Genomic DNA, 25,639 nt, shown 5'->3' on the forward strand with positions numbered 1-25,639 from the left:
TTCGCCATGCTGGATCCATCCTCCGAGACACTCGACATCGATATCCTCGTCCTGCCCGAGACGAACCTCATCCTCGTCGCCTCGGTCATCGAGCCCTTGCGCGCGGCAAACCGCATCTCCGGACAGGACCTTTACTGCTGGCGCATCTTCTCGCCGGATGGCCAGCCGATCGAGACGCGCAGCCGCATTCCCGTGCCGGTCGATGGCCTGTTCCGGCCGGAGAAGGAGACCCAGCCGCTTTTCGTGCTTTCCTCCTATCAATGGCAGATGAGTGCGACGCCTCTGTTGCGGCGCCAGCTTTCGCAGACGGCGCGTTATCGCAGCATGATGGCCGGCATCGAATCGGGCAGCTGGCTGCTTGCGCAGGCGAGCCTGCTCGACGGCCATTCTGTGACGATCCACTGGGAGGACATGGAGGAATTCGCCTCCGCCTTTCCGCAGATCGGCGTGGTGCGCGAGCGCTATGTCATCGACGGCAAGCGCATCACGACCGGCGGCTCATTGCCGACGCTCGACCTGATGCTAGAGATCATCCGCCGCCGGCAGGGCTATTCGCTGGCGCTCGAAGTGTCGCGACTCTTCATCTATGAGCACGAGCGCACCGGCGGCCTGCTCCAGGTGCCGGCGCTCGGTAATATGCGCGTCGCCGACCAGCGGGTCAGCCAGGCGGTGCGGCTGATGGAGGAGACGGTGGACGCGCCGCTGACGCTGACGCGGCTCGCAAAGCGCGTCGGTATCAGCGCGCGGCATTTGCAGGACCTGTTCCAGGAATCGATGGGCGTGGCGCCGCACCAGCATTATCTGGCACTCAGGCTCAACGCAGCGCGGCGCAAAGTGATCGAGACGAAATCTGAATTCGCCGACATCGCCGCGCTGACCGGCTTCAACTCCTCCTCCGCCTTCTCGCGCAGCTACCGGGCGCACTACCACGAAAGCCCGACGGAGACCCGGCGACGGCTCCGGGCCGGGGCGAAGGGTTAGCTCTTCGCGAGCAAAGGCAGCATCGTCTCGGCCGCCTGCCGGGAGAGCGCATCGCGCGGCCAGACGAGGCTCAGCGATTGCTGGTAGGCCGGATAGAGCGGCAGCAGCGTCGGCGGCGGATTGATGTTGGCGACGGAATGTTCCGGCAGCACGGAAAGGTGGCCGTGGCGGAGCACGAGGTTGATGATGACGGGGATGGAATCGACCTCGACCAGCGTCAGCCGGGAGCGTTCCGCTGGTGTCAGCGTCGCTTCGAGGAAGCGGTCCGTCATCTGGCGCAGGCCGCTCCGCGGGCTCGGCACGGCGATGGGATAGCGTCGCAGCAGGGCCGCGAAATCCTGCCGTTCCGCCTCGTCCAGGGAGCGGGGGCCTGCGAGCGCCAGTTGCGAGCGGCCGATCAGGCTGCCCTCGAATTCGGCCGGGTAATGGTCGGTGTCGAGCAGGATCAGGTCGAAGCGGCGGTTCTTCAGGCCCGAAATGAGATCATCCGCCGTGGTGGAGGAGAGGAAGAGCGGCTGGCGCGGCCGTGCGGCTCGCCACTCGACCGTCAGGCGGGCAAGCATGGCGGCGATCTCGCTTTCATGGCCGAAGGGGATGATCGTGCCGAGCCGCCAGGTGGCGGCGCTGCGGCGGAAGCGTTCGGCCGAGGCGGCCGACAGCGCCTCCCAGGCCGCGCCGATGCGCTCGGCAAGCGCCAGCGCTTCGAGGCCGGCCGGCGTGCAGCTGATGCCCGTCGCCGACCGCTCCAGCAATTTGCAGCCGAGGGCCTTTTCCAGATGGCTGAGCTGGCGGGTGAGTTGCGGCTGGCCGAGGCCGAGGCTTTTGGCGGCGCCGTTGATGCTGCCGGTTCTGGCAACGGTGGCGAAGCGGGCGAGGGCGGAGAGCGAGATGGCGTCTCGTGATCCTTCGCCGAGCGCGGCAAGGGCGGCGGCGGCTCCGGCGATCTCTGCAAAGCGCGGCAGGCGTGTTTCGGCCCCCAGTGTCGGCACCAGCGCCTGGCCATCGCGGCGCACCAGCGGCACCGACAGGCTGGCCTCGACGCGCCGCAGCGCTGCACTGGCGCTGGAGGCCGGGCGGCCCATCACGGCGGCTGCCCTGCGGATGCCGCGTTCTTCGAGAATACTGTGCACAAGGCAGAGGGTGGAGAGATCCAAGGGGGCGGTCCTTCGCGCTGCCGTCTTCCGTTCGGCTCATAACATGGACTGTACGGATTTTGGGATATCTGTTTGCGCCACGATACGCATAACATCCATCTCTAGTTTCTACGCAATTCCGGACGGAAAACCGCTTCACACTTTTCCTGGAATTGCTTAGGGAAAAACAGGCTTCCAAACATGCTCGCTTCCGCCGATACGCTCTATCTCACCGGTCAACCGCTCGACTTCGCAACGCTGGAGGCGATCGGCGCCGCCACGCGACGGCCGGTCGCCTGCGAGATCGGCATGGGCCGCGTCGGTGCGTCTCGCCTCGTCATCACGGATCGGCTTGCCACGGGCCTGCCGATCTACGGCGCCAATACCGGTGTCGGCTCGATGAAGGACAAACTCTGGACGGCCGACGACCTGGTGGAGTTCAACAACAACCTGGTGAAGGCCCACCATTTCGGCACCGGCGAGCCGTTCACCCTGCCGATCGTGCGCAAGGCGATGGCGATCCGCGTCAACACCGCGCTCGGCGGTTATTCCGGCTGCAGCCCGGAGCTGATCGACGCTTTCCTCGCGCTGCTCGAAAAGGACGTCGTGCCCGTCGTGCGCCGGCATGGCTCGATGGGCTGCGCCGATATCGGCCTGATGGGGCAGATCGCATCGGTGATAACCGGCGACGGCGAGGCCTGGTATGGCGGCGAGCGCCTGCCGGCCGCGGACGCGCTGAAGCGCGCGGGCCTCACGCCCTATCGCATGCAGCCGCGCGATGCGCTGGCGGCGCTCAGCGTCAATGCCATCTCGCATGCTGCTGCCGCCAATGTGGTGCGCGAGGCGGCCAAGGCCATCCGCAATCTCATGGTGACGGGCCTGCTCTCGTCGCTGGCGCTCGGCGCCTCGGCCGATCCGTGGCGGGTGGCCGCACGGCTCTCCGCCCATGGCGAGGCGCTGGCCGGCTGCTGGTTCGAGGCGCAGGCCTCCTCCGGCCATTGGCCGAAACCGTCCGCCATCCACGATCCCCTCAGCCTGCGCATGACCGCCCAGGTGTTCGGCGCCTGCCTCGATACGCTGCTGCTGGCCGCCGAGCGCATCGTGGAAGCGACCGCGCAGTCGGACGACAATCCGGTGGTGATGGACAACCATGTCATGGCCTCCGGCGGTTCGCTGCCGCTCTCGACCACGCTCTATGTCGAGGCCGCGCAGACGGGCTTTGCCCATCTCGCCCGCAACGTGCTGAACCGCTGCGTGCTGCTGGCAAACGGTGTTCGTCGCAACCTGCCGGTCAATCTCGTGGCGCCCGGCGAGGCGGCGACGGGGTTCGGCCCGCTGTTGAAACTCGCCGTCGAACTTTACATGCGCATACAGTCGCTGGCCGTGCCGATCTCGGCGCAGTCGATCGTGGTTGCCGGCGGCCTGGAAGAGGAGGCGACCTTCCTCCCGCTCATCGTCGAGCGCATGGAAAGCCAGGTGCGCGACCTCCGCCAGCTTGCCGCCCTCGAAGCCATGCTGTCCGCGCAGGCGATCGACCTTGCCGGCGATAATGTCGAGGGCGTCGTTGCCGTTGCCTATGCGCGCACGCGGGCGGTGAGCCCGTTCTACCGCAAGGACCGGCCGCTTTCCGCCGAGATCGAGGCGCTCGACCGCGATCTTGCAAGCCCCGAGGCGCTGGCCGCCTTCGTCGAGGCCGCGCCGATGGCGGGCATCGACACGTTCTTCGCCCTAAAACTCTGACGGGAGAACCAGATGGCCGATTTCGATCTCGTTCTGAAAGGCACCGTGGTGCTCGCCGACCGCATCATCGAGGGCGGCCATGTCGCCATCCGTGATGGCAAGGTGGTGCATGTCGGGCAGGGCGCGATGCCGGCGGCCAAGGAAAGGCACGACCTTTCCGGCGCGCTGATCCTGCCCGGCGCCATCGACGCCCAGGTGCATTCGCTGTCGCAGAAGAACCAGGAGGATTTCCTCTGGTCGACGCGTTCGGCGGCGGCCGGCGGCGTCACGACCATCGTCGATATGCCCTATGACGAGGGCAATCTCGTCTGCTCGGCCGCGGCCTTGAAAATCAAGGTCGACCATGCCTCGCCCAAGGCCCGCGTCGATTTTGCGCTCTATGGCACAGTCGATCCGGAAGAGGGGCCGGCGCGCATCGGCGAGATGGTCGAGGCCGGCGTCGCTGCCTTCAAGTTCTCGACCTTCGGCACCGATCCGAAGCGGTTTCCGCGCATCCCCGCCGCGCTGTTGGAAGACTGCTTCCGCGCCATCGCACCCACCGGGTTGACGGCCGGCGTGCACAACGAGGACGACGAGGCGGTGCGCGCGGCGATCGCCAAGGTCAAAGCCCTGGGCATCACCGACTACCGCGCCCACGGCCTGTCGCGCCCGCCGCTCACGGAGCTGCTCGCCTCCCACCAGATCTACGAAACCGGCGCCGAAACCGGCTGCCCGGCGCATGTGGTGCATTGCTCGCTCGGCCGCGGCTACGAGATCGCCGCCGCCTACCGCGCGCAAGGGCACCGCGCCACCATCGAGTGCTGCATCCACTACCTGACGCTCGACGAGGAGAACGACGTCGCCCGTCTCGGCGGCAAGGCGAAGATCAACCCGCCGATCCGCCCGCGCGCCGAGGTGGAAAAGCTGTGGCGCCATGTCGCCGAGGGCAATGTCACACTGGTTTCCACCGACCATGTGAGCTGGTCGGAGGACCGCAAGACCAATCCGGACATGCTGGCGAATGCCTCCGGGGTGCCGGGGCTGGAGGTCATGGTGCCGCTCTTCGTCAAGGGTGCGCTGGAGCGCGGTATTCCGCTGACGCGCGCCGCCGAGCTGATGACGCTGAACCCGGCCCGCCATTTCCGGCTCGATCATGTGAAGGGCGCACTGGAAGCCGGTAAAGATGCCGACATCACCGTGCTGACGCCGGAGCCCTACACCTATGACGCTGCCGCCAGCGGCCACAACGTCGTCGGCTGGTCGCCCTATAATGGCATTCGCCTGCCGTGGCGCATTTCCGCCACCTACCTGCGCGGCAAGCTCGCCTTCGACGGCGCCAAGGTGCTGGCCGAGCCCGGCACCGGCGCCTTCGTGCGCCCCCTGCCGACGCTCGTTTCGGGCCGCGCCTGATGGCCGCGCCAAAAACCAATCTGCCGGTCGATCCCGCCCGCATACAGGATGTGATCGACGGCCTTGCCCGGCTCACCGAGCCCGGCCGGCCGTATACGCGGCGTGCCTTTACCGCTCTGTTCCCGGCGGGGCGGGATTTTCTTCTCGAAAAATTTCAGGCCGCGGGGCTTGAGACACGCGTGGATGCCGCGGGCAATCTCATCGCTCGGCGACCGGGCAGAAAGCCCGGCCTCGGCACGATCATGCTCGGCTCCCATTCCGACACGGTGCCGGATGGCGGGCGTTATGACGGCATTGCCGGCGTGGCAGTCGCGCTGGAAGTGGCCCGGGCGCTGACCGACCAGGGCATCGCGCTCGACCACGACCTGGAGGTCGTCGATTTCCTCGCCGAGGAGGTCTCGATCTTCGGCGTCTCCTGCATCGGCAGCCGCGGCATGGCCGGCGTGCTGCCGGAGGATTGGTTTTCGCGCGAGAGCAATGGGTTGACGCTGGAGCAAGGCATTCGCGATGCCGGCGGCGATCCGGCGCGCATTGCCGCCGAAGCGCGCAAGGATATCGCGGCCTTTCTCGAACTGCATATAGAGCAAGGCCCGGTGTTGGAAACCGAAAAGCGCGATATCGGTGTGGTCACGGCGATTGCCGGCATCACGCGTATCGAGATCATCGTGCAGGGCCGGGCGGACCATGCCGGCACGACGCCGATGGGCAATCGTGCCGATGCGCTCGCGGCGGCCGCGCGGCTGGTGACGGGCATCGAGGCGCTGGCGAAATCGCTTTCCGACGGTCCGAGCCATTTCACGGCGACTGTCGGCGAATTCTCCATCGAGCCGAATGCCGCCAATGTCGTTCCTTCCCGCGCGCGCCTGCTGATCGATGCGCGGGCGGAGGATCGCGCCGCGATGGACCTCTTCGCGGCATCGGTGGACATGATGGCCGAGCAGTTGGCGCGTGAGACGGGCACCATCATCGAGGCACCGCGCCGCATCTCCGACAACCCGCCGACACCCGGCGATCCGCTGCTGCTCGACGTGCTGGATGCCGCTTGCGAGGTCGCGGGCGCCAGCCATCGCCGCATGGCATCCGGTGCCGGGCACGACACGGCCTGGATGGCGCGGGTGACGCGCTCGGCGATGATCTTCGTGCCTTGCCTTGGCGGGCGCAGCCATGCGCCGGAGGAGTTCGCCGAGACGGACGACATCGCGCTCGGTGCGGCAGTGCTTTTTAACGCAGTGATTCAGCTGGATAAGATCTTGAGTCAGGAGGACGTCTGATGGGCCGGATTCTAAAGGAAAAAGACGTCGAGGCGGCAGTCAAGGGCGGTTCGGTCTATGCCGCCGGCGGCGGCGGCTGGGCGGATCATGGCCGCATGCTCGGCTATGCGGCGGTGTCGATCGGCAAGCCGGAACTGGTTTCCATCGAAGAACTCTCCGATGACGACTGGGTGGCGACGGCGGCCGCCATCGGCGCCCCGGCCTCGACCACGCCCTGGGAGATGCGCGGCGTCGATTACGTGAAGGCCATCGAGCTTCTGCAGGAGGCGCTTGGCGAGAAGGTCGCGGCGCTGATGGTCGGGCAGAACGGCAAGTCCTCGACGCTGAACGGCTGGCTGCCCTCGGCCATCCTCGGCACCAAGGTGCTGGACGCCGTCGGCGACATGCGCGCGCACCCGACCGGCGACATGGGCTCGATCGGCATGGCCGGCTCCCCGGAGCAGATGATCCAGACGGCCGTCGGCGGTAACCGCGACGAGAACCGCTATATCGAGCTCGTCGTGCGCGGCGCGACGGCAAAGGTCTCGCCGATCCTGCGCACCGCCTCCGACATGTCCGGCGGCTTCATCGCCTCCTGCCGCAACCCGCTGCGCGCCTCCTATGTGCGCAAGAACGCGGCGCTCGGCGGCATTTCGCTGGCGCTGACCCTCGGCGAGGCGATCCTCGCGGCGGAAGGCAAGGGCGGCTCGGCGATCATCGACGCGATCGTCAGGACGACGGGCGGCGCCATCCTCTCCGAAGGCACGATTACCGACAAGTCGGTGGTCTATACCAAGGAAGCCTTCGACATCGGCACGGTGACGCTGGGCAAGGGTGACGACGCGACGGTGCTGCATGTGATGAACGAGTACATGGCAGTGGAGTCGGCCGCGGGCAAACGCCTTGCCACCTTCCCGGATGTCATCACCACGCTTTCGCCGGAAGGCGAGCCGCTCAGCGTCGGCCAGCTCGAAGTCGGCATGAAGCTCTTCGTGCTGCATGTGCCCAAGACCATCATCCCGCTCGCCTCCAGCGTGCTCGATCCGACGGTGTATCCGTCGGTGGAGAAGGCGATGGGGATCGATCTGGTGAGCTACGCGCTGGCCTGAAGAGACTTGAGGAGACGACCATGCCCAAACCCAATCCGCGCCATCCGAACTATCCGATCCCCAGCGGCGATGTGCTGCGCGCCAAGGGCTGGCGGCAGGAGGGGTTGTTGCGGCTGCTTGAAAACGTGCTGTCGGTTGGAGAGGACCCGGACAATCTCATCGTCTATGCGGCACTCGGCAAGGCGGCGCGCAATTGGGCGGCGCATCGGGCGATCGTCAAGGCGCTGACTGACATGGACGAGGACCAGACGCTGGTCATCCAGTCCGGCAAGCCGGTAGGCTTGCTGAAGACCCATGCCAAGGCGCCGCTCGTCATCATGGCGAATTGCAACATCGTCGGACAATGGGCGAAGGCGGAGGTGTTTTACGAGCTTCAGCGCAAGGGGCTGATCTGCTGGGGCGGGCTGACGGCGGGCGCCTGGCAATATATCGGCAGCCAGGGCGTCATCCAGGGCACCTATGAAATCTTCATGCGCATCGCGGAAAAGCGGTTTGGCGGAAGCCTTGCCGGCCGCTTCATCCTGACCGCCGGTCTGGGCGGCATGGGCGGCGCGCAGCCGCTCGCCGGCCGCATGGCGGGGGCGGCCATCCTCTGCGTCGATATCGATCCGGCGCGCGCGGCGGCGCGCAAGGCGGTTGGCTATCTCGAACATGTGGCGCCGGATCTCGTTACGGCGCTGGCGATGATCGATGAGGCGGTGAAGGACAAGCGCGCGACCTCGATTGGCCTCGTCGGTAACGCGGCGGAAATCTATCCGGAGATTGCGCGGCGCGGCATCGTGCCGGATATCGTCACCGACCAGACGTCGGCGCATGACCTCGTCTACGGCTATGTGCCGAAGGGCATGAGCATCGACCAGGTGAAGGGGTTGCGCGACGACGGGCAGGGGCAGTTGATGGCGGCGAGCCGGGCTTCGATCGTCGAGCATGTCTCGGCGATGCTGGAGTTCCAGAAGCAAGGCTCGGAAGTCTTCGACAACGGCAACCTCATCCGCACGCAGGCGCGGGAAGGGGGCGTGGCCAACGCCTTCGACATTCCGATTTTCACCGAAGCCTATCTCCGGCCGCTCTTTGCGCGCGCCATCGGGCCGTTCCGCTGGATGGCGCTGTCCGGCGAGGAGAGCGATATCGCGCGCATCGACGATCTTGTCTTGGAGATGTTTCCGGACAACCGGATCGTTACCAACTGGATCCGGCTTGCCCGCGAAAACGTGCCCTTCGAGGGGTTGCCGGCACGCATTGCCTGGCTCGGCCATGGCGAGCGCACGGAGCTGGCGCTGGCGGTCAACAAGCTGGTTGCGGCCGGCGAACTCAAGGGGCCGATCGCCTTTTCGCGCGACCATCTCGATGCCGGGGCCATGGCGCATCCGAACATCATGACGGAGCGCATGAAGGACGGGTCGGATGCCATTGCCGACTGGCCGCTGCTCGATGCCATGCTGCTCACCTCCTCGATGGCCGACCTCGTCGTCATCCATTCCGGCGGCGGCGGTTATGCGGGCTACATGACGAGCTGCGGCGTGACGCTGGTTGCCGATGGCACGGAAGCGGGCGCGGAACGGTTGGACCATGCCTTGACGAACGACACCTCGCTCGGTGTGATCCGCTACGCCGATGCCGGCTACGACGAGTCGCTCGACGAGATAGAGAAGAAGGGCATCGGCTACGTCAGGGTTGGGTAAACCCGGAAGGGTGCGATGCTGTTCAAGGCGGCGGTGCTGGAGAGGATCGGGCGGGGCGAGGTGACACTCGCCTTTCGCCGCTGGACGAAGCCGACGGTCAGGGCCGGCGGCACGCTGCGCACCGCGGCCGGTGTGCTCGCCATCGACAGCGTCGAGCCGGTGGAATTGGCGGCGCTTTCCGAGGCCGATATCCGTGCGGCGGGCTATGCCTCGCGGGAGGCGCTTGAGGGCGACCTTCGGCCGGCGGGCGATCTCTACCGCATCGCCTTCCATATCGCGGGTGAGGACCCGCGGGAAAACCTGCGCGAAAACGATACGCTCGATGGCGCCGACATCGCGGCACTGAAAGCCCAGCTGGAAAGGCTCGACCGCGCCGCGCCATGGACCGGTTCGGTGCTCTCCATGATCGCGGAAAAGGACGGCCAGACGGCGGCGGAGATGGCGGAGCGGCTCGGCATGGAGAAACTGGCGCTCAAGCGAAAGATACGTCAGCTCAAGGAGTTGGGACTGACGGAGAGCCTTGCCGTCGGCTATCGGCTTTCGCCGCGCGGACACGCTTTTGTGAAGGGCGTCGTCAAGGATCGTGACAGCTCCCGGGGCTAAGTACCTGAAATGTCGAGTCCTCCGTAAACCTCGCATTTAACATTTCGCGGTAATCTTCCGTTAGTAATTCCGTCCCTGTGTCGAAAGGGCGGGCCTTCGGTTAGTTTTGCGTGCGAGTGCCAATGCGTCTTTCGATCCTTTCAGCGATCCTCCTCGGCTGCGCCTCCATGGCCGGCTGTGCGTCGAGCTCGAATCCCACGGCGGCGCTGTCGATCAAGCCGTCGGCGGAAATCACGAGTTCCGTTTCCAAGGCCAGCAACCCTGTTCCGGAAGTCGCGGTCGGCGAAAGCAAGGTGACGGCGGAAGGTGCCGAAATGCTCGCCTGGGCAGGGCCGGGTGCGGATTCCCACGTTTTCGAGAGCGTCACCAAACAATCGGCAATTCCCTCCGAACGGCCGGAAGAGGCGCTGACCGCCGTCGAGACGCCCTCCGAAGGCCGCTCGAAGAAGCGGTCGCGCATCTACAGCCAGCAGTTTCGCGATGCGCATCCGATCAATTTCGGCAAGCGCGCGCCGCGGCATTACCAGGTTCACGGCGTCGACGTGTCGCGCTGGCAGGGCGATATCGACTGGATGAAGCTGCGCACGCAGGGCGCCAACTTCGCCTTCATCAAGGCGACCGACGGTGGCGACCATCTCGACCCGATGTTCCAGAAGAACTGGCGGCGCGCCAAGGAAGCCGGCATCCGGCGCGGTGCGTATCACTTCTTCTACTGGTGCCGCGTCGCGAGCTCGCAGGCCGAATGGTTCATCCGCAACGTTCCGAAGGATCCGGATGCGCTGCCGCCGGTGATCGATGCCGAATATAACGGCGAATCGAGCTGCAAGCGGCGTCTCACCCGCGCGCAATATGTCGAGAAGATCCAGGTCTTCTCCGACATGCTGGAGCGCCATTACGGCAAGCGGCCGATCATCTATACGGCGCCGGATTTCTACGAGGACAACCTGTCGGGTGAACTCAAGAACCATCCGTTCTGGCTGCGCTCGGTCGCCGCGCACCCGTCGAAGCGCTACCCGAACCGCCGCTGGATGTTCTGGCAATATTCGGGCTCGGGCCTGTCGCACGGCGTAACGGGGAAGATCGACCTCAACGTCTTTGCCGGCAGCGAGAGCGATTGGCACAACTGGCTGAACGGTCAGTCGGGTACAAAAACGGCGAGCCGCGACTGATTGCCGATGAGATCCCGGGGATAATCGGGACGATCTATTTCTGCTTCTGCGGGTAGATCGTCTCGCCGCGCTTGAGCATGTCCACGAAGGCCTCGATGTTCCGCTTTCGGGCGGCGTCCGTCTTGATGTTGTGCATGCGGAAGGCCAGCGCGAAGCGGTTCTGCTCGGTGAGCCTGCCAAGCATGTCCTTGGCGGCAGGGTCCGCGTCGATTGCGGCTTGCAGGTCCGGCGGGATTTTCAGGTCTTTGCCGCTGCCATAGGCCTTGTCCCAGCGGCCATCCGCCTTCGCCGCCGCGACGTGCTTTAGCCCGTGTTCCGTCATGCGGGCCTCTTCGACCAGGCGGCCGACCGTGTCGACATTCTTCTTGCTCCACACACTCTTGCGGCCGCGCGGGCAGTAGCGCTGGAAAAAGCTCTTTTCGTCCAGGCCCTTGCGGATGGCGTCGATCCAGCCCCAGCAGAGCACCACCTCGATCGCCTCTTCCGCCGTGATGGAGGGCAGGCCCGAGCCGCGCTTGTGGATCTTGATCCACACTTCCGGCGCCGTATCGTGGTTTTCGGTGAGCCAGCGGTAGAAGCTTTCAGGGTCTGGAAATTCCCGGACATGAGCGGGATTGATTTCCACAGGCGCCATCTCGTTTTCCCCTGATCTGCCGTCCGGCGTGGCTGCTTTGCATCTGCCGGTCCTCAATGATGGGGTATGCCGAAGATGTGATGCCTCCGCTTCTTGCCAGCCTGCTCCTGCTTTGGCTAGCCATCGGTGCTAACCCGTTTCCCCCATTGGAGTTCATATCGAGAATGCCTACGGTTTGCTCATTGTCGCGCCGCGCGTTTGTCCTGGGCGCCGCCGCGACGCTTGCGGGCTGCGCGACCACGTCGACATCGGTGAAGGTCGCACCGGTTCCCAAGACGGTCAGCTATCCCATCGTGCCGGCAACGGTGGAGGAACTGGAGGCGCGCTACGCCGCAGTGGAAGACGGCGGGCACGTCATTCCGGCCATTCCCTACACGCAGATCGACCCGAAATATTACCGCCAGCGCGTCAAGGACCCGACCGGCGAGCCGGCCGGCACGGTCGTCGTCGATACGCCCGGCCGCTTCCTCTATGTGGTGGAGCCGGGCGGCACGGCGATGCGCTATGGTGTCGGCATCGGCCGCGACGGTTTTGCCTGGGAAGGCGAGGGCATCATCCACTGGCGCCAGCCCTGGCCGCGCTGGAAGGTGCCGGCCGACATGATCGCCCGCACGCCGAGCCTCGCGAAATACTCCGTGGAAAACGGCGGCATGGAGCCGGGCATCAAGAACCCGCTCGGCGCGCGCGCGCTCTACATCTTCCAGAACGGTCAGGACACGCTCTACCGCCTGCACGGTTCGCCCGAATGGGCGTCGATCGGCAAGGCGACGTCGTCGGGCTGCGTGCGGCTGATCAACCAGGATGTGCTCGACCTCTACAAACGTGTGGGCTACCACGCCCGCATCGTCGTGCACCAGGGGGCGATGGGCGCGGCGGTCTAAGCAATTCCAGCAAAAGTGTGCAGCGGTTTTGCGTCCGGAATTGCGTTAAGAGTGTGCCTAAGTCACGGTCTCGCCGCCGTCGACCACAAGAATCTGGCCGGTCATGTAGCTTGACCGGTCGGAGACGAGGAAGAGGATCGGTTCGGCGATCTCCTCCACATCGGCCCAGCGGCCCATCGGCACCTTCTCCTTGATATAGGCCTCGATCGCCTCGCGCCCGCCCATCTGGCTGATGAACGGCCGATTGAAGGGCGTATCGACCCAGCCAGGGCAGAGCGCGTTGACGCGCACGCCGTGGCGCGCATAGTCGCCGGCCATCTGCTTGGTCATGGCGATGACGGCGTGTTTCGTCGTGGTGTAGGCGATCATCTCGCGGTCGTAGAGCACGCCGGAGGAGGAGGCGGTGTTGAGGATGACGCCCTTGCCCTGCGCCTTCATGGCCGGCATGACGAGGCGGGCGGCCATCAGATGGGCGCGTACATTGAGGTTCCACGAGAGGTCCAGCCCGTCGAGCGGCACGCTTTCGAGGTCGCCGGCCACCTGCGCGCCGGCATGATTGTGCAGGATATCGATGCGGCCATGGCGCGAGAGCACGGCGGCGACCGCCATCTTGAGCTCCACGTCGTCGGTGACGTCGACGATGACCGCCTCCGCCTTGCCGCCCTCCGCCTTGATGAAATCGACGGTTTCGCCGGCGCGCGTCTCGTCGAGATCGGCGACGCAGACGGTGGCACCTTCGCGCGCCATGATGCGCGCGCCGGCCCGGCCGATGCCGGAGCCTGCTCCGGTGACGATGGCGACACGGTTCTTCAGGATCATCGGTCTCACTCCCCGGCAGGCGATTTTCTGGTTTTCTCCCGCATCAACAGGCGGGCGATCAGGATAAGCATGAGCGAGGCGACCAGCACCATGGTGGCGATCGCGTTAACCTCCGGCGTCACGCCGCGACGGATCGAGGCGAAGACGTAGATCGGCAGCGTCGTCTTCGAGCCCGCGACGAAGAAGGCCACGATAAAATCGTCGAAGGAGAAGGTGAACGCAAGCAGGAAGCCGGCGAGCACCGACGGCAGGATCTGCGGCAGCACGATCTGGCGAAACGTGGTGAGCGGCGTGGCGTAGAGATCGGCCGAGGCTTCGACGATATCGCGGCCGAGCGTGGCGATGCGCGCCTTCACGATCATGGTGACGAGCGCCATGGTAAAAAGGCCGTGCGCGGCGATGATCGAGCCGTAGCCGAGGCCGAGCTGCGGCGGTTTCTCGCCGGGCCAGATCGCCACGATGGCCGGGTTGATCGCGCCGAAGACGGCAACGAGGGCGACCAGCGTCGCGATGCCGATGACGACGCCCGGCACGACGATGGCGGCGGCGAGCAGGCCATCGAAGACGGCGCGGGCGCGGCTTCCGAGCCGTTCGAGGCCCAGCGCCGCCATGGTGCCGAAGACCGCGGCAAGCGTGGCGCTGATGACGGCGATGATCAGGCTGTTCTGGAGGGCTGTGACGAGGAACGGGTTGGCGAGCGCCTTGCCGTACCACTCGGTGGAGAAGCCGGTGAACTCGCTCGCATTGCGCCCCGCATTGAAGGAGAACAGCACGACGAGCGCGATCGGCGCGTAGAGGAAGAGATAGACGGAGGTGATTAGCGCGCGCATCAGACGAGATCCACCTGTCTCGTGCCGGAAATGCGCCAGGCAATGCGCATGGCGACCATCAGCACCACGACGACGATGGCGACCAGCGTGACGGCGATGGCCGAGCCGAAGGGCCAGTTGCGCGATTGCAGGAAGAGATCGACCAGCGCATTGCCGATGAAGAATACCTTGCCGCCGCCAAGCAGCTGCGGGATCAGGTATTCGCCGAGCAGCAGGATGGTGACGAGCGCTACCCCGGTCATGACGCCCGGCAGCGACAGCGGCAGGGTGACGGAGAAGAAGGTCGAGATAGGTTTGGCGCCGAGATCGGCCGAGGCTTCCAGCAGGCGCCGGTCGAGCTTTTCGAGGCTGACATAGATCGGCATGATCATCAGCGGCAGGTAGCCGTAGACGATGCCGAGCAGCACGGCGCCGGGCGTGTTGAGCAGGCGCACGTCTTCGATGCCGATCATGTCCAGCAGATTGGGAATGCCGCGCGAGCCGAGGATATACATCCAGGCATAGGTGCGCACCAGCAGGCTCGTCCAGAAGGGGACGACGACCAGTGAGACCAGCAGCAGCCGGTAGCGCGGATTCGCCTTGACGGCGAGGTAATAGGCGGTCGGATAGGCGACGATGAGGCAGACGAGGGCGCCGACCGGCGCCAGCATCAGCGTGTTCCAGTAGGCGGCGGACCGGGCCGGCAGGTTGGCATATTGCGCGAAGGTGAATGCCGCCTGGTAACCGCCCGCCGGTCCGCGCTCGCCGACGGAAAACACCATCATGGCGATGAAGGGCAGCACGAGGAAGACGAACAGCCAGACGGACGCCGGCGCCAGCAGCGCCGTCGTCACCAGCCGTCTCTTTGTCGTCATCGTCAGGGGCATTGTTTTTGGTCCTGTTGCGCATTGGGAGGGTCGCCCCTCATCCGGCCTGCCGGCCACCTTCTCCCCGCAGGCGGGGAGAAGGAAATGTGTGGCTGCGTCCCGTTCCCTCTCGAAAGGAAGGATACGGCGCCGCTGATCCCTTCGCCCCGCTTGTGGGGAGAAGGTGGCGGCAGCCGGATGAGGGGCTTCCCGCTACGCCGACTTGAACCGCGCCATCAGCTCCGCGCGTGCCGGATCGGTCAGCGTCACAGCTGCGCCGAATTCCAGCGGGGTCAGCGCGGCCTCGTCCGGATAGACGATTTTGTTGCCGGTGATCTCGGCCGGCAGCAGCGAGAGCACGCGGCTGTCGGTGGTGGGCGCGCCGTTGGCGACGTGTTCCTTCACGGCGTTTTGCGGGTCCATCAGGAAGTTGAGCAGCGCATAGCCGGCCGGCTTGTTGGCCGCACTCGTCGGGATCGCGTAGAAATCCGACCAGATCTCGCCGCCATCCGTGCCCAGCACGAACTGGATTTCCGGAATGTCGCGGTTGAGCTGCGCGCCGTCGTTCGTCCAGCACATGGTCATCCAGGCGTCCGAGGCGCGCATGGAGGGCTGGTAGTCGCTGTTGATGGCGTAGAGATGCGGCTTGACCTTGATCAGCAGCTCCTCGGCCTTGGCAAGCTCTTCCGGCTTCACGGAGTTGAACGAGAAGCCAAGCGAGACGAGGGCGTTGCCGATGGTGGTGAGCTGGTAGTCGTGCACCATGGCGCGGCCATCGGCCTCGGTCATCGCGACCTCGAAGAATTCCTTCCAGCTGGTGACCGGCGATTTCACCTTGTCGGAGTTGAAGGCGATTCCCGTCGTGCCCCAGTTCTTCGGCAGGGCGAAAACCTTGCCGTCGACGGTGCCTTCGTTGGTGAAGCGGGTATTTTGGGTCTTCGGGTCGAAATTCGGCACCTTGGCGAGGTCGATCGGGTCGATCAGGCCGAGGCTCACATAGGTGGAGATCGTGTAGTTGGTGGGCACGAACAGGTCCCAGCCGGTGCCGCCGGCCTGGAGCTTTGCGAGCATTTCCTCGTTCGAGCCGAAGACATTGACCTCGACGGCAACGCCGGTCGCGGCGGTGAAGGCCTCGAAGGTCGCCGGGTCGTGGTAGTTCGGCCAGGTGGCGAGCGACATGGCGGAGCCGAGGTCTTCCGCCGCATAGGCTTCCGACGAGAAGAGGCCGGGCTGGCGGGCCAGCACGGCGGCGGCAAGGCCGAGGCCGGTGACGCCGAGGAAGTGGCGGCGGGTGACCGAGCCGCGCTTCAGGCGCATGAATTCTTCCGTCAGTTCACGGGCACTGATCGGGGCATTCTCTCTGAACCATTTGGACATCACACTGTTCCCTTGTTGTCGTGACGGGCCTGTTTCCCTCAGGCCGGAAAGATATGCGCTGTACCGGGATCGAAGCTTATTGCGACCCGCTCGCCCGGTGCGACGAGGTCGTTTTCTGATTGGCTCTGGCGCTCGGCCGTGATGAGGAAGTCGCCGAGGCCATCGACGGCGACGGAATATTCGGCGGCCGAGCCGAGGAAGATGCGGTGCGTGACGGTGCCTTCCAGCGTGGTGGCGCCCGCATTGCGGGAGAGCCGGATCGCCTCGGGCCGAAGCGCCACGGTGACGGCGCCGGGGGCCAGGTCCGTTCGCCCGGAGGCGAGCGCCGACCCATTGCCGAGACGCACCATGCCGCCGGCTTCCATCGTGCCCTCGAAGCGATTGGTCTTGCCGACGAAATCGGCAACGAAGAGATCGGCAGGGCGATCATAGACTTCCTGCGGGGTGGCGAGCTGGCGGATGCTGCCGGCGCTCATCACGCAGACGAGGTCGCTCATCGACAGCGCTTCCTCCTGGTCGTGGGTGACGAGCACGAAGGTGATGCCGAGGTCGCGTTGCAGCGTTTGCAGCTCGATCTGCATGGCAGTGCGCAGCTTTTTGTCGAGGGCGGCGAGCGGCTCGTCGAGCAGCAGCACGGAGGGCTTGTTGACGAGCGCGCGGGCGAGCGCCACGCGCTGCTGCTGGCCGCCGGACATTTCATGGATGCGGCGCTTCGAAAAACCGGAAAGGCGGACCATTTCCAGCGCCTCGCCGACGCGGCGGGAAATCTCCGCCGCCGGCAGTCTCGGCCGTAGCTGCTTCAGCCCGTAGGCGACGTTCTGCTCGACGTCGAAATGCGGGAAGAGGGCATATTGCTGGAAGACCATGTTGACCGGGCGGCGATAGGCCGGCACGCCATTGGCCACATTGCCGGCGATCAGCACCTCGCCCTCCGTCGGCTGCTCGAAGCCGCCGATCATGCGCAGGCATGTCGTCTTGCCGCAGCCGGACGGCCCGAGAAGGGCTACGAAGGCGCCCTTGGGCACGGCGAGATTGATGTCGGAGACCGCGGTCACCGCGCCATAGCGCTTGGTCACCGAACGGAACTCGATGTCGTTCGTTGGGGCGGATGTCACGTCTGTTCCCTGCGGTTGTTTGGTCTCTCAGCGATCTCTGCCGCTTTGGCCACCGTCGGGAGGAATGCTAGTCAGCCACTGGTGGGCGGTATATACCCCGAGAGAGGTATTTTATCCGTAAATCGGCTGTGGGAGGAGTATATCTCACGAGCGGCGAAAAACAGCCGCCATTGGGGAATCGGAGGAGCGTCGGCGCCATGCGAGTCGATTTCACGGGCCTTTTCCGCGCGCTTGCAGGCTGGGCCGGCGAGACGGAGGTTTCCGACCGGCAGACCGGCGAAACCCTGCTCGCCATGATGCGCGCCCTGGTGCGCTTCGACGATATCGTCATCTTCGCCTATCGCGACAAGGCCCGGCCGATCGACCTGTTCAGCACTTTCGATGCGGATGACCACCACATCTACGTCACGCTCTACCAGGCCGGCCCCTACCTGCTCGATCCGTTCTACCACACGACCCGCGCAGAGAAGGCCGGCGTCTTCCGCATGCGGGAACTGGCGCCGGACCGGTTCTTCTCAAGCGAATATTTTCGCACCTACTATTCGCAGACCCGTCTTGCCGAGGAACTCGGCTTCTTCGTGCCGACCGCGGATGGCGTGACAGTGGTCGTGTCGCTGATGCGCCGGGAAAAGACCGGCGTCTTCCCGGCCCCGGAGCTTGCCTTGCTTAACGACGCCGAACCCTTCGTCGCCGCCTTCGTGCGCCGTGCCTGGGGCGATCTTGCCGGCCGCTTTGCCGGGCCGGGGCGGGGGCGGCGCGCCGAGCCGGTGAGCGAGGCGGACCGGGTGTGGCGCAAGCTGAACCTCACGGACCGCGAGGCCTCGATCATCGAGCTGGTGTTGCAGGGGCATTCGTCGGAATCGATCGGGCTGAAACTCGACATTTCCACCGGCACCGTGAAGGTCCACCGCCGCAACGTCTACCGCAAGCTCGGGATTTCGTCGCAGATCCAGTTGCTGTCGATCTATTTGAAGAACCTTCAGTCTTAGGGGGGAAAGCGCTGCCACACTCTCTGTCATCCTCGGGCTTGACCCGAGGATCCAGGCTGCGGGTGCCGCGTGGATGGTCGGGTCAAGCCCGACCATGACGAGGGTGGGGTGGGGGCTTGTCAACAAAAAGCCCGGCATCGCTGCCGGGCTCTATAAACAATTCAATGGCTTGTCGTCTCAAGTTGCCGGAGTGAATCCGGTCCTTGAGACGTCGATTCAGGAAACGGTGGCCAGCGCCACCTGCGCCCGTGCGTCGATGATCTGGCGCGCCGCGTTGGCGGCTTCTTTGCCCTTGAGGACGAAGTGGTCGCGGAAGAAGGCGATGTGGGCTTCGGATTCCTGGAAATTGTGCGGCGTCAGCACGGCGGAGAGCAACGGCACGTTGGTGTCGAGGCCGACGCGGACGATGGCGTCGACCACGGTGCCGGCGACGAAATCGTGGCGGTAGATGCCGCCGTCGACGACGAGCGCTACGCCGAGGATGGCCGAATAGCGGCCGGTGCGGGCGAGGAGCTGGGCGTGCAGCGGGATTTCCAACGCGCCGGGCACGTCGATGATGTCGACGTCTTCCGCGCGGCCGCCGAGTGCTGCCCATTCGGCAACAAAAGAATCGACTGCCTGATCGACGATGCCGGCGTGCCAGCGGGCACGGATGACGGCGATCCGGGAGACGGGGGTTGCATTCGCATTCATGTCTAGGCCTTTCAAGGGTTGAGCCATTTTTCAATGATCCCCTTGGGCGAACACGCACGAGGTTTGAAACCCGACCGAAACCGGGTGCCTCCTGCTTGCCCTCTTCCATCCGGACTATGACCGTCGGCTCCGGCATCGCACCGGATCTGCTGACCCTTCCGTTTGGGGCGGAAGGCGCTCGCGGGCTCCTGGATTGCTCCAGATACCGCCGGTGGGGAGTTTCACCCCGCCCTGAGAACGATGGAAGATTAGCCGGCCGCCGCCTGGAGATCAAATCCCGAGGCGACGGAAAACACGCAAATCACGACAGATTTTTCCACGCCGCGGCGGAAAAATAGAATGACTGGAGCTTTCCCGGTGAACTCCGGTTCACCGGAAACGCTCCAGGTTTTTGTTCTCGCCGCATTATCCGACGCCGACGCGATGCCGCTTCGGCTGGAAATGCTCTCGCTCAGTCGCGGATGATCAGAAGATCGCCGGCGGTGAATCGCAGCGTGGCGGTCTCGCCGACGGCCGGCGGCACGAGGCCGGGGCTGTTGAACATGTCGAAGGAGATGACGGCGGGGCCGACCTTCATGCGGGTGCGGATGACCGAGCCGAGGAAGTTGGAGGAGATGACCTCGCCGGTCAGCGCCGTGTCGCCCTTGGCATCCGGTGCCGTGGAGCCCGCTTCCGGGCGCAGCGCCAGGGAGACCGTGTCGCCGACCTTCACATTGCCGAGCGGTTCGCGCAGCGTCACGCCCTGGTCGCCGATCGTGATGCGGTTGGCGGCCGGGTCGACGACCTTCGCCTCGATCAGGTTCAGCGTGCCGACGAAGTTGGCGACGAAGCGGGTGGCGGGACGGTTGTAGATCTCGGCCGGCTTGCCGATCTGGTCGGCCTTGCCGGCGTTCATCACGACGATGCGGTCGGAAATCGACAGCGCCTCTTCCTGGTCATGCGTGACGAAGACCGTGGTGATGCCGAGCTGCTGCTGGATCATGCGGATTTCTTCGCGCAGCGACACGCGGATCTTGGCGTCGAGGGCCGAGAGCGGCTCGTCGAGCAGCAGGACCTGCGGCTTTGGCGCCAGCGCGCGGGCGAGGGCCACGCGCTGCTGCTGGCCGCCGGACATCTGGTAGGGGTAGCGTTCGGCGAGGTGGTCGAGCTTGATGAGGCCGAGCATTTCCTTGACGCGGGCGTCGATCTCGGCTTTCGGCTTGCCGGCGATCTTAAGGCCGAAGGCGACGTTTTCGGCGACGTTCATGTTCGGGAATAGGGCATAGGCCTGGAACACCATGCCGATATTACGCTGGTTGGGCTTCAGGTTCGCCTGGCTCTTGCCGTTGACGGTGATCGAGCCGCCGGTCGGCGTCTCGAAGCCGGCGATCATGCGCAGAACCGTCGTCTTGCCGCAGCCCGACGGGCCGAGAAAGGAGACGAACTCGCCCTTCTCGATGGCCATGTTGAAATCCTTGACGACCTGCACCGGGCCGAAGGCCTTCTGGATGTTGCTGAGATTGAGAAACGACATGGAGATCCTCAGGCCTTGAGCGGCGCGGTTTTCTGGAAGCGGGAGACGAGTTGCAGGAAGCCCATGCTCAGCCACGTTATTGCGAAGGCGATGATGGCGAGCGCGGAGGGCTCATAGGCCTTGTTGGCGCCGACGAGCTGGAGATAGGGACCGAAAGCCGGCCGGTTCAGCAGGGCGGCCATGGTGAACTCGCCCATGACGATGGCGAAGGTGATGAAGGCGCCGGAGAGCACGCCGCTCATGACATTCGGGAAGATGCAGCGGAACATGATGGTCGGCCACTTGGCGCCGAGGCTTTCGGCGGCCTCCGTCAGCGTCGCCACATCGATGGCGCGCATCGCCGTATCGACCGCCCGGTACATGTAGGGCAGCGACAGCGTCATGTAGGAGAACATCAAAAGCACGTTGGTGCCGCTCGTCGTGTTGGTGAGCGGCAGCCAGGATGACGAATTGTAGAGGCGCAGGTAGCCGAACACGATGACGATGGCCGGGATGACGAGCGGCAACAGCGTGATGAACTCGATCACCGGGCGGATCTGCGGCAGGCGCAGGCGCACCCAGTAGGCGGTCGGCACCACGAGCAGCATGCCGAAGACGATCGTCAGCAGCGCCATCAGCATGGAATAGCCGAAGGTGGCGCGGAACTGCAGGTCGGAGAACACCGACTGGTAGGCGTCGAACGTGTATTCGCCGCGCCGCATGCGCAACGAAAATTCGAAGGTGCCGATGAGCGGCACGATGAAATAGATGACGCCTATGGCGATGGCGATCCAGGCGAGGAGGCGGGACGACTTCATTTCTGCCACCGTTCAGCGCGCGAGCGCAGCCAGATGTAGAGGATATTGGAGGCACCGGTGATGACGATCATGCCGAGCGCCAGCGCATAGCCGAGGTTGGGGTTGTGCAGCACGTCGCCGCGGATCTGCGCGTAGAGCAGGATCGGCACGATGTTGAGCGAGGAACCGGTCAGCGCATAGGCCGTGGCGATGGCGCCGAAGGCGTTGGCGAAGAGCAAAAGCGTCGTGCCCATCAGGCTTGGCCAGAGGATCGGCAGCGCCACCAGGCGCCAATATTGCCAGTTCGAGGCACCGAGGATTTCCGAGGCTTCGCGCCATTCCTTCTTCAGGCCGTCCAGCGCCGGCGTCAGGATCAGCACCATCAGCGGGATCTGGAAGAACATGTAGGTGATGGTGAGGCCGAAGAAGGAGAGGAGGTTGAAGCCGGTCGAATAGAGGTTGAAGCCGAACCACTCGTTGAGGAACACCGTCACGAGGCCGGTGCGGCCGAGCGTGGCGATGAAGGCGAAGGCGAGCGGCACGCCGGCGAAGTTGGAGGCGACGCCGGAGAAGGTCAGCATGCCGGAGCGGATCCAGCTCGGCAGCCCGCCGAGCACGATGGCCCAGGCGAGGAAGAAACCGATGAGCGCGCCGCCGAGCGAGGAGGCGACGGAGACCTTGATCGAGATCCAGTAGGCGCTGAGGATCGTCGGATGCGTCAGGTCCTTGATGTTCTGGAAGGTGAATTCGCCCTGCGGGTTGAAGAAGGCGCCGGCCACCAGGTAGAGCGTCGGCAGGATGAGGAACATCAGCGCAAAGATCATGAAGGGCGCGATACCGAGCCAATCGATGACCTTGCGACGGTCTATCAGGGTTGCGGTGCTCATAGGGGCGGCGGGTCCCGGGTGCGAGGCGAGGAAAGAATTTTAGAGAAAAGAATTTCAGACGGAAACGGCTGGCGCGCAATCGTGACGCACACCAGCCGGGAATGCCAGGCCCTTCCCGCCGCGGACGGCGGGAAGGGGTATCTGCACGATGTTACTGGACGTTGGCGCCGACGACGCTGTCCCACTTCGTGGTGATCACGCCCTTGCCGGCTTCCTGCTCTTCGAGCGTCGGGAAGACAGCCTTTTCATAGGCTTCAGCCGGCGGCAGCTTGTCGAGCATTTCCTGCGGGATCTTGCCGTTCTTGGCGAGATCGTTGAAGCGGATCGGGTGGCAATAACCCTTCAGGTAGCCGAGCTGGCCTTCGTCGGAATAGAGGTATTCCATCCAGAGCTTGGCAGCGTTCGGGTGCGGTGCGAAGGCCGAGATCGCCTGGACGTAGACGCCGGCGACCACGCCGGTTGCCGGGACGACGACTTCGAGCGGCGGGTTGCCGCCGAGCGTGTCGCGCCAGGACAGGCCGTTATAGTCCCAGGCGATGACGATCGGGGTCGAGCCCTGGGCGAGCGAAGCGGACTTGCCGATGACCGGAACGAAGTTGCCGGCCTTGTTGACTTCGGCAAACAGCGCCAGACCGGCTTCACCGATCTTCGCAGCGTCCTTTTCACCGGTGGCGAGACCGGCGGCGTAGGCGGCCTGAACGGCCTGGTTCGACGTGCGCGGGTCGCCGGCGAGTGCTACGGCGTTGGCGTAGTCGGCCTTGGTCAGGTCCTTCCAGTCCTTCGGAACTTCCTTGACGATGTCGGTGTTCACGACGAACGAGAGAACGCCGTAATAGTCGCCGTACCAGTGGCCGTCAGCATCCTTGGCGCTGTCCGGGATCGAATCCCAGGTTTCGACCTTGTAGGGCTGGATCAGGCCTTCGGCCTTGGACGACGGGCCGAAGGACAGGCCGACGTCGATGACGTCCGGAGCCTGGTCGCCGGTGTTGCCCTTGTTGGCCTTGATGGCTTCGATTTCGTCGCCCGAGCCGGCGTCCGGGTTCAGTTCGTTGACCGTGATTTCCGGGTACTTGGCCTTGAAGCCGGCAATGATGTCGCCGTAGCCGCACCAGGAATGCGGAAGCGCGATGGTCGTCAGCTTGCCTTCGGCCTTGGCGGCAGCGACGAGCTCGGCACTCGGCTCGGCAAAGGCAAACGAGGAGGACGCAACCACCATTGCGGTGGAGAGCGAAAGCAGGCGTCTCGTATGTGACATCACGGGTGTTCTCCTTGTTGTGAGTCAGTCAACTTCGGCGAAGCTGATACTGGCGACAGATGAAGCTTATGTGACAGTTTTGTTTCGGTTTTTTCGTATGCCTGTCAGGATTTGCCAGAGACCTCCGGCCGGGGTTTTCGAAAAAGCCGGCTGGCCTCTAAGAGGCCCTCCAGCGTCTTCATGCGATCGCTGGTCTCTTCCCAGCCCGAACTCTGCACCGCTTCGATGAGCGCCTCGACGATAAAAAGCGTCACGACGGACGAATCCCAGGCCGACGGCGCCTCGATATGGACGCGAAAAACCTTCGCGGCGACCTTGGCGACGGGCGAGGCCCACTGGTCGGTGAAGAGCACGATTTCGACGCCGCGCTCGCGGGCGATCCGGCCGAGTGTCTCCATTTCCTGCTCGTAGCGGCGGATGTCGAAGATGACGAGCACGTCGCCCGCCTTCATGTTCAACACGTAATGCGGCCATGAACTCGGATTGGAGGCGATCTGGGTGACGTGCGGGCGGATGACCTGCAAATGGGTGAAGAGGTAGTCGGCAAGCGCCTTCGTGATGCGCCCGCCGATGATGTAGATGCTGCGCTGGCGATCGGCGAGGAGGGCGCTCGCCCCGTTGAACTCGGCGGTCTCGACCTGCGACAGCGTCTGGCGCAGGTTATTCATGATCGCGTCGGCGAAGCGGTTGAGGATATGCGTGCCCGGCGCATTGGCGGCCCAGCGGTCGTGTTTGCTGATCGGGCTGGAAAGTGTGGCTTCCAGTTCATGGTGCAGGCGGGCCTGGAAATCCGGAAAGCCGCGGAACCCGAGCTTCTGCACCATGCGGGCGACCGTCGGGGTCGACACGCCGGCGTTTTCCGCGACCGTCGTGATGGAACCGAGGCCGGAGACGGGATAATTGTCGAGCAGCGATGCGGCCAGCTGTTTTTCGGCACGGGTCAACGTGGCGAAATGAGCATGGATCACATCCGACACCGTCATGGATGCTTGGTTAAGCGTCAAATTCTTCCCCTGCGGCCCGGTCTTTCGCCGGGCTTTTGAAGATAAAACGCACTGTCACAATTCAAGTCAAATGTTTTTTTGAAGAGATTTTTTCATTGGACCGTTGACATGGACAAAACTGTGAAGAATTCTCTTCAGAAATGACAAGAGCCGGTCGAGGGGATCAGGCCTGATGGGAATTCTGACTGGAGAGGAGGGCGACCCGGTCGCCCTTGAAAACAGTGCTGCGCGTGGCCGGGTGATCCTCGTCTGCGAGCATGCCTCCCGCTTGCTTCCGAAGGCGCTCGGTACGCTGGGCCTTACGGAGGAAGCGCTCGCAAGCCATATCGCCTGGGATCCCGGCGCGCTCGCCGTGTCGCGCCTCATGGCCAGGAGCCTCGATGCGACGCTGGTTTTCCAGCGTTTCTCGCGCCTCGTCTACGATTGCAACCGCCCGCCCGAATCACCGGCCGCCATGCCGGAAAAGAGCGAGGTCTTCGAGGTGCCGGGTAATGCCGGCCTCGACCAGGCGGCGCGCGACGCCCGCACCGAGGCGCTCTACCTGCCGTTCCGCAAGGGGCTCGGCCGCCTTGTCGAAAACCGGATCGCCGAGGGGCGGCCGCCGGTCATCGTGACCATGCACAGTTTTACGCCCGTCTATTTCGGCAAGCCGCGCGCCGTCGAGATCGGCATCCTGCACGATGCCGATACACGCCTTGCCGATGCCATGCTGGCCGCGGCCGGCGAAAAAAGCCTTTACGACACTCGTCGCAACGAGCCCTACGGGCCGGAAGACGGCGTGACGCATACTTTGAAAGAGCACGGCCTGGCAAACGGCCTGCCCAATGTGATGATCGAGGTCCGCAACGACCTCATAAAAGACGAAGCCGGTCAAGGGGTCGTGGCCGACTATCTGACGGGACTGCTCCTCGAGAGCCTGCCCAAAATACAATAAGAACCGACCCGGGGAACAAGCGTCCGTGGAG

24 protein-coding genes and 1 riboswitch are annotated in these 25,639 nt (G+C 64.7%); of the genes, 11 read left to right on the plus strand and 13 right to left on the minus strand.

The window, feature by feature from the left end:
- The first annotated feature begins 6 nt into the window (after positions 1-6).
- Complete coding sequence (locus tag J2Y63_RS22550; protein ID WP_435267907.1) at positions 7-981, plus strand: GlxA family transcriptional regulator; 975 nt, start codon at positions 7-9, stop codon at positions 979-981.
- Here J2Y63_RS22550 and J2Y63_RS22555 read toward each other — a convergent pair.
- Positions 978-2,135: a LysR family transcriptional regulator gene (locus tag J2Y63_RS22555; RefSeq protein WP_435267908.1), complete on the minus strand. Its 1,158-nt coding sequence runs from the start codon at positions 2,133-2,135 to the stop codon at positions 978-980. The genes J2Y63_RS22550 and J2Y63_RS22555 overlap by 4 nt on opposite strands.
- Before the next feature lie 180 nt (positions 2,136-2,315).
- On the opposite strand from J2Y63_RS22555, the gene J2Y63_RS22560 reads away from it, so the two are divergent.
- The 7 genes from J2Y63_RS22560 to J2Y63_RS22590 all read left to right on the plus strand — a co-directional run bounded on the left by J2Y63_RS22560 (position 2,316) and on the right by J2Y63_RS22590 (position 11,056).
- The gene (locus J2Y63_RS22560; protein WP_435267909.1) at positions 2,316-3,854 is read left to right on the plus strand and encodes an aromatic amino acid lyase; all 1,539 of its coding nucleotides are present in this window, start codon (positions 2,316-2,318) and stop codon (positions 3,852-3,854) included.
- Between the two features lie 12 nt (positions 3,855-3,866).
- The gene (locus J2Y63_RS22565) at positions 3,867-5,243 is read left to right on the plus strand and encodes a dihydroorotase (RefSeq protein WP_435267910.1); all 1,377 of its coding nucleotides are present in this window, start codon (positions 3,867-3,869) and stop codon (positions 5,241-5,243) included.
- A complete protein-coding gene (locus J2Y63_RS22570) occupies positions 5,243-6,514 on the plus strand; it encodes a Zn-dependent hydrolase (RefSeq protein WP_435267911.1) in 1,272 nt (423 codons plus the stop codon). The genes J2Y63_RS22565 and J2Y63_RS22570 overlap by 1 nt, the downstream gene beginning before the upstream one ends.
- The gene (locus J2Y63_RS22575; RefSeq protein ID WP_435267912.1) at positions 6,514-7,602 is read left to right on the plus strand and encodes a DUF917 domain-containing protein; all 1,089 of its coding nucleotides are present in this window, start codon (positions 6,514-6,516) and stop codon (positions 7,600-7,602) included. The genes J2Y63_RS22570 and J2Y63_RS22575 overlap by 1 nt, the downstream gene beginning before the upstream one ends.
- A 20-nt stretch (positions 7,603-7,622) precedes the next feature.
- Positions 7,623-9,284, plus strand: a complete 1,662-nt coding sequence (locus J2Y63_RS22580; RefSeq protein WP_435267913.1) for a urocanate hydratase — start codon at positions 7,623-7,625, stop codon at positions 9,282-9,284.
- 15 nt (positions 9,285-9,299) lie between these two features.
- The gene (locus tag J2Y63_RS22585) at positions 9,300-9,887 is read left to right on the plus strand and encodes a hypothetical protein (protein WP_435267914.1); all 588 of its coding nucleotides are present in this window, start codon (positions 9,300-9,302) and stop codon (positions 9,885-9,887) included.
- Positions 9,888-10,009: 122 nt separating this feature from the next.
- Positions 10,010-11,056: a glycoside hydrolase family 25 protein gene (locus J2Y63_RS22590; RefSeq protein ID WP_435267915.1), complete on the plus strand. Its 1,047-nt coding sequence runs from the start codon at positions 10,010-10,012 to the stop codon at positions 11,054-11,056.
- 34 nt (positions 11,057-11,090) lie between these two features.
- Here J2Y63_RS22590 and J2Y63_RS22595 read toward each other — a convergent pair whose 3' ends face one another.
- Positions 11,091-11,690 carry a YdeI/OmpD-associated family protein gene (locus tag J2Y63_RS22595; protein WP_435267916.1) on the minus strand — a complete coding sequence of 200 codons (600 nt, stop codon included), beginning with the start codon at positions 11,688-11,690 and terminating at the stop codon, positions 11,091-11,093.
- A gap of 164 nt (positions 11,691-11,854) precedes the next feature.
- On the opposite strand from J2Y63_RS22595, the gene J2Y63_RS22600 reads away from it, so the two are divergent.
- Positions 11,855-12,571, plus strand: a complete 717-nt coding sequence (locus J2Y63_RS22600; RefSeq protein WP_435267917.1) for a L,D-transpeptidase — start codon at positions 11,855-11,857, stop codon at positions 12,569-12,571.
- Positions 12,572-12,628: 57 nt separating this feature from the next.
- Here J2Y63_RS22600 and J2Y63_RS22605 read toward each other — a convergent pair whose 3' ends face one another.
- The 5 genes from J2Y63_RS22605 to J2Y63_RS22625 all read right to left on the minus strand — a co-directional run bounded on the left by J2Y63_RS22605 (position 12,629) and on the right by J2Y63_RS22625 (position 17,557).
- Positions 12,629-13,390 (minus strand): SDR family NAD(P)-dependent oxidoreductase, encoded by a 762-nt coding sequence (locus tag J2Y63_RS22605; protein WP_256117233.1) that lies wholly within the window; start codon positions 13,388-13,390, stop codon positions 12,629-12,631.
- A gap of 5 nt (positions 13,391-13,395) precedes the next feature.
- Positions 13,396-14,220, minus strand: a complete 825-nt coding sequence (locus tag J2Y63_RS22610) for an ABC transporter permease (protein ID WP_435267918.1) — start codon at positions 14,218-14,220, stop codon at positions 13,396-13,398.
- A complete protein-coding gene (locus J2Y63_RS22615; protein ID WP_435267919.1) occupies positions 14,220-15,086 on the minus strand; it encodes an ABC transporter permease in 867 nt (288 codons plus the stop codon). Before J2Y63_RS22615 ends, J2Y63_RS22610 begins: the two co-directional genes overlap by 1 nt.
- A 192-nt stretch (positions 15,087-15,278) precedes the next feature.
- Positions 15,279-16,442, minus strand: a complete 1,164-nt coding sequence (locus J2Y63_RS22620) for a polyamine ABC transporter substrate-binding protein (RefSeq protein WP_435267920.1) — start codon at positions 16,440-16,442, stop codon at positions 15,279-15,281.
- Between the two features lie 38 nt (positions 16,443-16,480).
- Positions 16,481-17,557, minus strand: coding sequence for an ABC transporter ATP-binding protein (locus J2Y63_RS22625; protein ID WP_435267921.1), 1,077 nt, complete (start codon positions 17,555-17,557; stop codon positions 16,481-16,483).
- Between the two features lie 197 nt (positions 17,558-17,754).
- Between J2Y63_RS22625 and J2Y63_RS22630 the strand changes: the two genes are divergently transcribed.
- Positions 17,755-18,546, plus strand: a complete 792-nt coding sequence (locus J2Y63_RS22630) for a helix-turn-helix transcriptional regulator (protein WP_256117228.1) — start codon at positions 17,755-17,757, stop codon at positions 18,544-18,546.
- Between the two features lie 216 nt (positions 18,547-18,762).
- Here the strand turns inward: J2Y63_RS22630 and J2Y63_RS22635 are convergent, their stop codons facing one another.
- The 6 genes from J2Y63_RS22635 to J2Y63_RS22660 form a co-directional block, all read right to left on the minus strand.
- Entirely contained in the window at positions 18,763-19,239 is a 477-nt protein-coding gene (locus tag J2Y63_RS22635) for a 6,7-dimethyl-8-ribityllumazine synthase (RefSeq protein ID WP_435267922.1), read from the minus strand.
- 93 nt (positions 19,240-19,332) lie between these two features.
- Positions 19,333-19,482, minus strand: a riboswitch (FMN riboswitch).
- 208 nt (positions 19,483-19,690) lie between these two features.
- Positions 19,691-20,752: an ABC transporter ATP-binding protein gene (locus J2Y63_RS22640; protein ID WP_435267923.1), complete on the minus strand. Its 1,062-nt coding sequence runs from the start codon at positions 20,750-20,752 to the stop codon at positions 19,691-19,693.
- A gap of 8 nt (positions 20,753-20,760) precedes the next feature.
- Positions 20,761-21,549: an ABC transporter permease gene (locus J2Y63_RS22645; RefSeq protein WP_256117224.1), complete on the minus strand. Its 789-nt coding sequence runs from the start codon at positions 21,547-21,549 to the stop codon at positions 20,761-20,763.
- A complete protein-coding gene (locus J2Y63_RS22650; protein ID WP_256117222.1) occupies positions 21,546-22,415 on the minus strand; it encodes an ABC transporter permease in 870 nt (289 codons plus the stop codon). The genes J2Y63_RS22645 and J2Y63_RS22650 overlap by 4 nt, the downstream gene beginning before the upstream one ends.
- Positions 22,416-22,566: 151 nt before the next feature.
- Positions 22,567-23,670, minus strand: coding sequence for an ABC transporter substrate-binding protein (locus tag J2Y63_RS22655; protein WP_305111293.1), 1,104 nt, complete (start codon positions 23,668-23,670; stop codon positions 22,567-22,569).
- 104 nt (positions 23,671-23,774) lie between these two features.
- Positions 23,775-24,653, minus strand: coding sequence for a MurR/RpiR family transcriptional regulator (locus tag J2Y63_RS22660; protein WP_435268023.1), 879 nt, complete (start codon positions 24,651-24,653; stop codon positions 23,775-23,777).
- Positions 24,654-24,843: 190 nt separating this feature from the next.
- Here J2Y63_RS22660 and J2Y63_RS22665 point away from each other — a divergent pair, with 190 nt between their 5' ends.
- On the plus strand, positions 24,844-25,608 hold the full coding sequence (locus J2Y63_RS22665; protein WP_435268024.1) for an N-formylglutamate amidohydrolase: 765 nt from the start codon (positions 24,844-24,846) through the stop codon (positions 25,606-25,608).
- Positions 25,609-25,639: the final 31 nt, after the last annotated feature.

It is taken from the genome of Shinella sp. BE166, from assembly GCF_051201095.1.
Taxonomy (GTDB): domain Bacteria; phylum Pseudomonadota; class Alphaproteobacteria; order Rhizobiales; family Rhizobiaceae; genus Shinella; species Shinella lacus.

What these genes read in the sequence shown, in the direction of transcription:
- J2Y63_RS22550 (WP_435267907.1), top strand. Translation starts at nt 7, where the DNA reads ATGCTGGATCCATCCTCCGAGACACTCGACATCGATATCCTCGTCCTG.
- J2Y63_RS22560 (WP_435267909.1), top strand. Translation starts at nt 2,316, where the DNA reads ATGCTCGCTTCCGCCGATACGCTCTATCTCACCGGTCAACCGCTCGAC.
- J2Y63_RS22565 (WP_435267910.1), top strand. Translation starts at nt 3,867, where the DNA reads ATGGCCGATTTCGATCTCGTTCTGAAAGGCACCGTGGTGCTCGCCGAC.
- J2Y63_RS22570 (WP_435267911.1), top strand. Translation starts at nt 5,243, where the DNA reads ATGGCCGCGCCAAAAACCAATCTGCCGGTCGATCCCGCCCGCATACAG.
- J2Y63_RS22575 (WP_435267912.1), top strand. Translation starts at nt 6,514, where the DNA reads ATGGGCCGGATTCTAAAGGAAAAAGACGTCGAGGCGGCAGTCAAGGGC.
- J2Y63_RS22580 (WP_435267913.1), top strand. Translation starts at nt 7,623, where the DNA reads ATGCCCAAACCCAATCCGCGCCATCCGAACTATCCGATCCCCAGCGGC.
- J2Y63_RS22585 (WP_435267914.1), top strand. Translation starts at nt 9,300, where the DNA reads ATGCTGTTCAAGGCGGCGGTGCTGGAGAGGATCGGGCGGGGCGAGGTG.
- J2Y63_RS22590 (WP_435267915.1), top strand. Translation starts at nt 10,010, where the DNA reads ATGCGTCTTTCGATCCTTTCAGCGATCCTCCTCGGCTGCGCCTCCATG.
- J2Y63_RS22595 (WP_435267916.1), bottom strand. Translation starts at nt 11,690, where the DNA reads ATGGCGCCTGTGGAAATCAATCCCGCTCATGTCCGGGAATTTCCAGAC.
- J2Y63_RS22600 (WP_435267917.1), top strand. Translation starts at nt 11,855, where the DNA reads ATGCCTACGGTTTGCTCATTGTCGCGCCGCGCGTTTGTCCTGGGCGCC.
- J2Y63_RS22605 (WP_256117233.1), bottom strand. Translation starts at nt 13,390, where the DNA reads ATGATCCTGAAGAACCGTGTCGCCATCGTCACCGGAGCAGGCTCCGGC.
- J2Y63_RS22610 (WP_435267918.1), bottom strand. Translation starts at nt 14,220, where the DNA reads ATGCGCGCGCTAATCACCTCCGTCTATCTCTTCCTCTACGCGCCGATC.
- J2Y63_RS22615 (WP_435267919.1), bottom strand. Translation starts at nt 15,086, where the DNA reads ATGCCCCTGACGATGACGACAAAGAGACGGCTGGTGACGACGGCGCTG.
- J2Y63_RS22620 (WP_435267920.1), bottom strand. Translation starts at nt 16,442, where the DNA reads ATGTCCAAATGGTTCAGAGAGAATGCCCCGATCAGTGCCCGTGAACTG.
- J2Y63_RS22630 (WP_256117228.1), top strand. Translation starts at nt 17,755, where the DNA reads ATGCGAGTCGATTTCACGGGCCTTTTCCGCGCGCTTGCAGGCTGGGCC.
- J2Y63_RS22635 (WP_435267922.1), bottom strand. Translation starts at nt 19,239, where the DNA reads ATGAATGCGAATGCAACCCCCGTCTCCCGGATCGCCGTCATCCGTGCC.
- J2Y63_RS22640 (WP_435267923.1), bottom strand. Translation starts at nt 20,752, where the DNA reads ATGTCGTTTCTCAATCTCAGCAACATCCAGAAGGCCTTCGGCCCGGTG.
- J2Y63_RS22645 (WP_256117224.1), bottom strand. Translation starts at nt 21,549, where the DNA reads ATGAAGTCGTCCCGCCTCCTCGCCTGGATCGCCATCGCCATAGGCGTC.
- J2Y63_RS22650 (WP_256117222.1), bottom strand. Translation starts at nt 22,415, where the DNA reads ATGAGCACCGCAACCCTGATAGACCGTCGCAAGGTCATCGATTGGCTC.
- J2Y63_RS22655 (WP_305111293.1), bottom strand. Translation starts at nt 23,670, where the DNA reads ATGTCACATACGAGACGCCTGCTTTCGCTCTCCACCGCAATGGTGGTT.
- J2Y63_RS22660 (WP_435268023.1), bottom strand. Translation starts at nt 24,653, where the DNA reads ATGACGGTGTCGGATGTGATCCATGCTCATTTCGCCACGTTGACCCGT.